The organism is Paenibacillus validus NBRC 15382 (assembly GCF_004000985.1).
GTDB classification, from domain to species: domain Bacteria; phylum Bacillota; class Bacilli; order Paenibacillales; family NBRC-103111; genus Paenibacillus_G; species Paenibacillus_G validus.
This window is the reverse complement of record NZ_BIMH01000008.1, coordinates 162,397-169,388: the sequence shown is the minus strand read 5'-3', so window position 1 is coordinate 169,388 and position 6,992 is coordinate 162,397. Positions and strand designations below refer to the sequence as shown.

The 6,992-nt window shown below is 55.4% G+C and carries 9 protein-coding genes; 1 reads left to right on the top strand and 8 read right to left on the bottom strand.

Annotated features, from left to right (window positions below):
- Positions 1–262: 262 nt before the first annotated feature.
- The 7 genes from tsaD to PVA01S_RS08635 all read right to left on the bottom strand — a co-directional run bounded on the left by tsaD (position 263) and on the right by PVA01S_RS08635 (position 4,820).
- Positions 263–1,330 carry a tRNA (adenosine(37)-N6)-threonylcarbamoyltransferase complex transferase subunit TsaD gene (gene tsaD / locus PVA01S_RS08665; RefSeq protein WP_054797575.1) on the bottom strand — a complete coding sequence of 356 codons (1,068 nt, stop codon included), beginning with the start codon at positions 1,328–1,330 and terminating at the stop codon, positions 263–265.
- A 67-nt stretch (positions 1,331–1,397) separates the two neighbouring features.
- Positions 1,398–1,898, bottom strand: a complete 501-nt coding sequence (gene rimI, locus PVA01S_RS08660) for a ribosomal protein S18-alanine N-acetyltransferase (protein WP_127606848.1) — start codon at positions 1,896–1,898, stop codon at positions 1,398–1,400.
- 16 nt (positions 1,899–1,914) lie between these two features.
- Positions 1,915–2,802, bottom strand: coding sequence for a tRNA (adenosine(37)-N6)-threonylcarbamoyltransferase complex dimerization subunit type 1 TsaB (gene tsaB, locus PVA01S_RS08655; RefSeq protein ID WP_244932926.1), 888 nt, complete (start codon positions 2,800–2,802; stop codon positions 1,915–1,917).
- Complete coding sequence (gene tsaE, locus PVA01S_RS08650) at positions 2,763–3,239, bottom strand: tRNA (adenosine(37)-N6)-threonylcarbamoyltransferase complex ATPase subunit type 1 TsaE (RefSeq protein WP_054797573.1); 477 nt, start codon at positions 3,237–3,239, stop codon at positions 2,763–2,765. The genes tsaB and tsaE overlap by 40 nt, the downstream gene beginning before the upstream one ends.
- A gap of 2 nt (positions 3,240–3,241) precedes the next feature.
- A complete protein-coding gene (thiL, locus tag PVA01S_RS08645) occupies positions 3,242–4,300 on the bottom strand; it encodes a thiamine-phosphate kinase (RefSeq protein WP_127606846.1) in 1,059 nt (352 codons plus the stop codon).
- A gap of 137 nt (positions 4,301–4,437) precedes the next feature.
- Positions 4,438–4,620, bottom strand: a complete 183-nt coding sequence (locus PVA01S_RS08640) for an H-type small acid-soluble spore protein (RefSeq protein ID WP_054800003.1) — start codon at positions 4,618–4,620, stop codon at positions 4,438–4,440.
- Positions 4,617–4,820: a hypothetical protein gene (locus PVA01S_RS08635; protein WP_054797571.1), complete on the bottom strand. Its 204-nt coding sequence runs from the start codon at positions 4,818–4,820 to the stop codon at positions 4,617–4,619. Before PVA01S_RS08635 ends, PVA01S_RS08640 begins: the two co-directional genes overlap by 4 nt.
- Positions 4,821–5,020: 200 nt before the next feature.
- Between PVA01S_RS08635 and ku the strand changes: the two genes are divergently transcribed.
- Complete coding sequence (gene ku, locus PVA01S_RS08630; RefSeq protein WP_127606844.1) at positions 5,021–5,902, top strand: non-homologous end joining protein Ku; 882 nt, start codon at positions 5,021–5,023, stop codon at positions 5,900–5,902.
- 82 nt (positions 5,903–5,984) lie between these two features.
- Here the strand turns inward: ku and PVA01S_RS08625 are convergent, their stop codons facing one another.
- Positions 5,985–6,968, bottom strand: coding sequence for an ATP-dependent DNA ligase (locus tag PVA01S_RS08625; RefSeq protein WP_372813757.1), 984 nt, complete (start codon positions 6,966–6,968; stop codon positions 5,985–5,987).
- Positions 6,969–6,992: the final 24 nt, after the last annotated feature.

Here is a 6,992-nt window from a genome sequence, read left to right as displayed (position 1 = left end):
AATCTACTATTCATAATCCCACTGTTCCGGTCGGTTCAATCAACCTCTCGAAGCAGCTTTCATATATTAACACGATCGATTCGTAAATTGCAAGTCTTTTTTTTAAAAGTTTCTTGTAACGAATGCAGCCAATCGTGCCTGCCTCAGAAGCGGCAAAAAGTAATATACCAAAACTAAGAATGAAAAGCAACCGAAAAGTTCGAGGTAATTCCTGCCAGACATAAAAAGCCGCCCGCTCTCTCAAAGAACGGACGGCTGCGCCTTATACCGACCAGGCCTCCAGCTTCAGCAGCGGCTCGGCTTTCAACTCCAGCGGCGCGAACTGACCGCGCCGATATTTCAAGAACGCCGCGGCGGCAATCATCGCCGCGTTATCCGTGCACAGGCTCAGCGGCGGCGCCAGCAGCGGCACGCCCGCCTGTGCACAGCGCGCCTCCAAGGCGGCGCGCAGCCCTTTGTTGGCGGCAACCCCGCCCGCCAACAGCAGCTGCTTCGCGCCGTAAGCCTTCACGGCGCGAAGTGCCTTCTCCACCAGGACATCGATGACCGAGTCCTGGAATCCCTTGGCCACGGCCTCCGGCGCCAGTGGCTGCCCTTTCATCGCCGCGGTATTCAACGCGGCCAATACCGCCGACTTCAGCCCGCTGAAGCTGAAGTCGTAAGAATCCGGCTCCAGCCAGGCCCGGGGAAGCGTCACCCCTTCCCCGGTTTCATGCGCAAGCCGGTCAATGTGCGGGCCGCCCGGATACGGCAGCTTCAAGGCTCGGGCCACTTTGTCGTAGGCCTCGCCGGCCGCGTCGTCACGGGTCTGTCCGATAATGCGGAAGACGCCTTCGGATTCGACGTATACAAGCTCGGTATGCCCGCCCGAAACCACGAGCGCGACGAACGGATACGCGAGCTCATGAACAAGCTGATTCGCATAAATATGCCCCGCAATATGATGCACGCCAATGAGCGGCAGCTCCAATGCGAGCGCTAATGTCTTGGCGGCTACCATACCGACCAGCAGCGAGCCGACGAGACCCGGGCCCTGCGTGACCGCAACCGCGGAGAGCGCAGCCGGAGACACCCCCGATTGTTCGATCGCTTCCTCGATGATACAGGTGATCGTTTCCACGTGCTTACGGGAGGCTACCTCCGGCACTACGCCGCCAAACCGCTCATGCGTGGCCACTTGGCTGGACACGACGTTGGACAAAATCTCTTGGCCGTCTCGCACGATCGCTACCGAAGTTTCGTCACAGCTCGTTTCCACCGCCAGTATATAGACGGGCTCCCCGCCGGACCTTTCCCCCGGCCCGTGGCTTGCCCCTGCTTTCGTATTCACAGACGTATCGCTCCTATCCAAATCCTCTATCAAACTGAGATAAGCTTTCCGGCAAATTGAGCTAAGCCTAAGCCTTCCGGCTGATCTTCGGCAAGTCCGCCCACATGATGATCGCGTCTTCCTGGTTGTCCGTGTAATAACCGCGGCGCACACCGACCGACCGAAAGCCTTTTTTTTCGTACAGCCGCCGGGCAATCTCATTGGAGGGCCGCACCTCAAGCGTCATGCGCTGCACGCCGAATAAGCTGGCCGTTTGCTGCATTTCCGTCAGCAGACGTTCGCCGAGCTTTTGCCCGCGGTACTTTTGGCGAATCGCAATGTTCGTCACATGCGCCTCTTCCATGATAAGCCACATGCCGCCGTAACCGGCGACCTCACCGTCGAACTCCAGCACGGTATATTTGGCAAATTGATTGTTGGTCAATTCGTTGTGAAAAGCGCCTGCCGTCCATGGCGTCGTGAACGATTCCTGCTCAATTTCACAAATAGCGGGAATGTCCGCCTCGGTCATTGCACGAAATCGAACTGTATCGTGATCGGCCTCCGCCGTATGATGGAACTCATTCATCTTCGCGAAGCCTCCCTTAGGTCCCTTGGGCGAGAAGTTTCGCCTCGGCTTCCGCCAATTGCGTATAGTTCGGAACCAATGCATGAACATGCTCCAAATCCCCCCGCTTCCAGCGCATACGACCGAGCTCCGCCACGAACCGGGCTCTCAAGCCATGCTCCGTCGTGTGCACAGACCCGCTCCAAAGATTCGCCATCGCTTGAATCGTCTCCCGATGCAGCCCGACTTCGCCTGTAAAAATAATTCGAACCGGCTTATCCGCTTCCGTCTGTACGCGCAAATCGTCCATCCAGGCCGCCATCAGCCGGATGCCGTCCGGCACGACACAACGCCAGCCGGCGGGCGAAGCTTCGTAAACCGCAGCAAAAGCTTGTCCTCTGCGGGCTTCGATCATCGGCACGACCCAGGTCTTCTCCTGCTGCCCGTTCGCCTGCTGCAACACGACATCCATCGCCGCCAGCCGGCCTCCTTGACCGACTATTGTTTCACCGGTATCCGCCTGCTCCCCCGTCGCGGTCATATAAGCGCCGCCCAGAGCCATCGCTTCAAGCGTCGATACCCCGATTAAAGCGAGGTTATGCGTCCATGCGAACGTTTTGGCCACGGTGACGCCAATCCGTACGCCCGTATACGAGCCCGGACCAACGCCGACCGCAAAGGCAGACAGCTCCTTCGGCCGGATACCGGCTTCAGCCATCAGCTTCTGCAGGGTGGGTACCAAATATAACGAATGGTTCCGCTCCGCATAGGAGGTAAGTTCTCCGGTCCATTCGCCGCCGCGCGAGAGCGCCGTCGTCATCGACGTCGTGGACGTATCGACCGAAAGCATCCATAGTTCATCATCGTATTGCCGCGCCGCTGTCATCATAATAACAATCCGTTCTCCTTTAACTGTATGCACCATTGCCGATACGGCTCCCCTTTCGGGACGATACGAAAGCGGCGGGACTGGTTCTCCCCGTGCTCCAACTGAATCGAAAGACGCTCGGGAGGAAGCAGCTCCTCGATAAGCGAAGCCCATTCGATCAGCGTAATCCCTTCGCCGTAGAAGTAATCGTCAAGCCCAAGCTCGTCCGCTTCCTCCAAGGACAACCGGTACACATCCATATGATAAAAAGGGAGCTTCGTTCCCTCGTACTCTTTAATAATCGTAAACGTGGGGCTGTTGACCACTTCTTCCACGCCGATCGCCTTCGCGACGGCTTGAGAGAATGCCGTCTTGCCCGCCCCGAGTTCGCCGTCAAGCGCGATAACCGTCCCCGGCACAAACAACGAGGCCAAGCGTGCCGCAAGCTTGACGGTATCCTCCAGCCCATGTGCGATAAATACATATGAGGACATGGTTACACCCCGTCCTTTCCGCCGACGTCGTTAAAATGATTATACCCTTTCTTGTCAAGCGGCATGACTTCGCCGCCGCTGCGAATCAAACGTACGCCTGAATGCTCGCCGTTCACGTAACCGATCAGGTGAAGAGAAACACCCGCCTTGCCAAGCGCAATCTGCAGCTCCAAGGCATGCTCCGCGGGAGCGGTGCCCAGCAGCTCGTAATCTTCGCCTCCGTAAAGCACATAGTCGAGCGGGTCTTTGCCAGAGGCTGCCGCGTAGGTATAAAGCTCGTCCGCAATCGGGATCCTCTCTTCGATCAAATCGATTCCCACGCCCGATGCTTCAGCGATTTCCCATGCTTCACTCGATAATCCATCGCTCACGTCGTTAAGGGCGCGGCACAGGCCGGACTGGCGAAGCGCGAGCCCGGCTTCGATTTGCGGAAGCGGACGGCAGTGCGCCTCCACCAGCTTCGCATAGGCGAGCGATTCGGCATCCGCTCCCTCGGGCTCAAGCGGCAGATTGCGTTGCAACAGCCAGTCCAGTCCTGCAGCGGAACGCCCCAAGTACCCCGTGGCGAAAACAACATCTCCCACTTTCGCCGACGAACGAAGCAGCGCCTGACCGGCGGCCGTCTCGCCGATAACCGTCACCGATACGGTCATGCCGCCGATCGAGGAGGTCGTGTCTCCGCCAACGACGCGAACGCCGTAGCGGTTGGCGCAATCATACAAACCTTCATATAAGCTGCGAACCCGTTCCAAAGGCGTTTGCCTCGGCAAGCTGAGTGCAACCAGCGCGAACCTGGGCTTGCCGCCCATCGCCGCAATGTCGCTGACCGCCGAAGCCATCGCTTTGAACCCGATGTCCCTGGATCGCATCGTCACAGGCTTGAAGTGAATATCTTCCGTCATCGTGTCACAGGTTAGAATCAACTGTGTGCCCGGATTCACATTCACGACCGCCGCATCATCACCGATCCCGGTCTCAACTCCGCCCTCCCGCTGAAAGGCGGTCGATTGCTTGCCGCCGGTCAGCAAGCGGATCAGCGCAAATTCATCGACCGTTCCCAAAAATATCCGCCTCCGCAATACGTAATGACCCCATTATAGACCTTGCGAATGGTTCGTAGCAACACAAAAGCTTCCCGGCTCGCACGGGCGTGGAAGCTCGCGCAAGCCGGGAAGCCTGGCTTTCGTTCGATCGTCTTCTATTCGATCTCCTGCAGCGCTTCGACCGGAACGACTTTCACATCGGCCGGCTGATCTTCAGCGTGCACTTTGGCCGTTTTCTGCTCCAGGTCCACGCTATCGATCCAGACGGGAACGCCGTTGAATTCAACCTCGATCTTCGTCTCGGCGTTCAAAATTTCTTGCGCCCGATGCACTCTCATCGTTCCTCACCTCCGGTCACCGAGTCGGGATGATCCATCGTATCCGTTGTCGAATCGTCGATCAGGCCGTTGTGCAGAGTAACGTTGCCTCCACCAAGACCTTCGTTGATCATCCGATCGATGTCCATAAAATGCGAGTCTCTTCCCTCAAGCGTGGAATCGTTTGTTTCCAAACCGCCGGATGTGTTCGCTTCGCTCACCCGTATTCACCCTCCTCTCATCGTTTAAATACGCTAAAGAGCCGACAAGCTCCTTACACGGTAGCTTGTCCGGCGAAGCTTTCGTCCATTCGCCGGGCGGAAGCCGCAAAAAACTTCCCAGCCAAACCTTCAATGAGTGGAGCCCTCTCTGCGCATACTATGGAAAAGGGCCCGCACTTCGGTCCAAAGGAGGCTTGCTTATGCATACCGTATGGAAAGGCGCAATCAGCTTCGGTCTTGTGCATGTGCCGGTTAAGATGTTCTCGGCCACGGAAGATAAAGATATCTCAATGAGAATGATTCACACCGCATGCAACACGCCGCTCAATTTCGTGAGAAAATGCCAGCACTGCGAGAGAGAAGTCGAATGGGGAGAAATTTCGCGCGGATATGAGTATGAGCCGGGCGCTTTCGTCTTGTTTGAGAAGGACGAACTGGAGAAGCTGACCGGCGAGGTGACGAAAGAGATTAAAATTCTCGACTTTGTGGATTTGTCGGAAATCGATCCGGTTTATTTCCAGAAGACGTATTACTTGGCGCCGAATGAAACGGGGGCCGGCGCCTACAGTCTGCTGCTGGAAGCGATGAAGCAAACCGGCAAAATCGGCATAGCGAAAGTATCGATCCGATCGAAGAGCAGCTTGGCGGCTATCCGTATTATCGACCGCTGCATTGCGATGGAAACGATCTTTTATCCCGATGAGATACGATCTGTGGATCAGGTTCCGAATTTGCCGGAGCAAAGCAACGTCAACGACAAGGAGCTCGACATGGCGAAGATGCTGATCAGTCAGCTTTCCACGCCCTTCGAGCCGGAGAAGTATAAGGACGATTACCGGGCCGCCGTGCTGCAGGCCATCGAACAGAAGGTGTCGGGCCAGCAAATCAGCGTGGCGCCGGAGCCGCACCGTGCGAACGTTATCGACTTAATGTCGGCCTTGCAAGCAAGTCTGGAGGCGGTCAAGCCTGTCTCGTCGGAGCCGACGCCTCTACCTGCAGACCGCACCAAACCGGACAAGCCGAAATCGAGAGCCAAAAGCACAAAAGGCAAGGCCAAAGACAAGGAAACCGTGCCGTCGTAAACGGATAGACCGTCGGAAAGTCTCCGGCATGATATAAACCTGGCTGATTCGGCTAGGTTTATTTGTGCGGCAGCCCCCTGTTTTATTTATGTACAATTTGCTTCATCGTACATTGATTTGGAGGTATATCGACAAAAGCCTGAATACTCGGATGCCTCATCGTTTGCCCCGGAGTCCACTCCAAAAACTGTACTTTAACGACAATTTCCGGGGTTACCCAAACAGCATCTTTGCTTCTCTCAGGCTCATTGGCAAACGGTTTAACTCTAGTAGCAAGAGGGGCCACTCTTTGCGTCAATTCACGCCACTCGCGATGGGTGACCTTACCGGTGCCTGCATGACCGATGTAGTACAGCTTTCCTTCCTGATCATACAATCCAAGCAGCAAGGAGTTAACGACATCCCCCCTGAAAGTAACGCCTGCCACTACCGCGAAAAGATCCCAAAACACTTTACGCTTCTGCCAGCGCTTATCTTTCCCGTTTATCGCGTAGGAGCTGTCCAGCTTCTTGCAGATGACCCCTTCCATTTGATGCTCGATCATGACGGCCAGCAATCCTTCGGCGTCGGTAAAGTTTTGAACGGTCTGGACGTCGGGCTGCGAAATGATCAGGTCTTGTAAAATTTGTTGTCTCTCCGAAAGGGCTCGGTCTGTTACCCATGCTCCATTGCAGAACAAAATGTCAAATACCATATACGTGACGGGGGTTTGAGCGACCGCGAGCTCTATACTTTGTTTTTTTCTCAAGCTATCGCGCTTCATAATCTCATGGAACGACGGTTTGTTATCGTCAAATGCGATGAATTCGCCGTCCAATATAAACGAAGAAGCCGTACAGTACCGGGAGGGAGACAAAAACTCAGGATATTGCAGGGAACGATTATTTAATTTCCGATTCACCAATTGGACGTTCGATCCGTCGAAGTAGGATAACATGCGAACTCCGTCCCACTTTACTTGCGCAACCCAATGATCCCCTGCTGGAAGTTTATCGGTGTTTATAGGTTCGAATGGAACGACCGGCTTTAAAATCATAGCGCCTCCTTCAGCTGTTTCATGACTCATCAAGTTCTCTCCTTAGCTTTAGTC

Excerpts from the sequence above, each read along its gene's own strand:
- rimI (WP_127606848.1), bottom strand. The coding sequence starts at position 1,898 with ATGAATGAGTTCCATCATACGGCGGAGGCCGATCACGATACAGTTCGA.
- tsaB (WP_244932926.1), bottom strand. The coding sequence starts at position 2,802 with ATGGTGCATACAGTTAAAGGAGAACGGATTGTTATTATGATGACAGCG.
- tsaE (WP_054797573.1), bottom strand. The coding sequence starts at position 3,239 with ATGTCCTCATATGTATTTATCGCACATGGGCTGGAGGATACCGTCAAG.
- PVA01S_RS08640 (WP_054800003.1), bottom strand. The coding sequence starts at position 4,620 with ATGAGAGTGCATCGGGCGCAAGAAATTTTGAACGCCGAGACGAAGATC.
- ku (WP_127606844.1), top strand. The coding sequence starts at position 5,021 with ATGCATACCGTATGGAAAGGCGCAATCAGCTTCGGTCTTGTGCATGTG.
- PVA01S_RS08625 (WP_372813757.1), bottom strand. The coding sequence starts at position 6,968 with ATGAGTCATGAAACAGCTGAAGGAGGCGCTATGATTTTAAAGCCGGTC.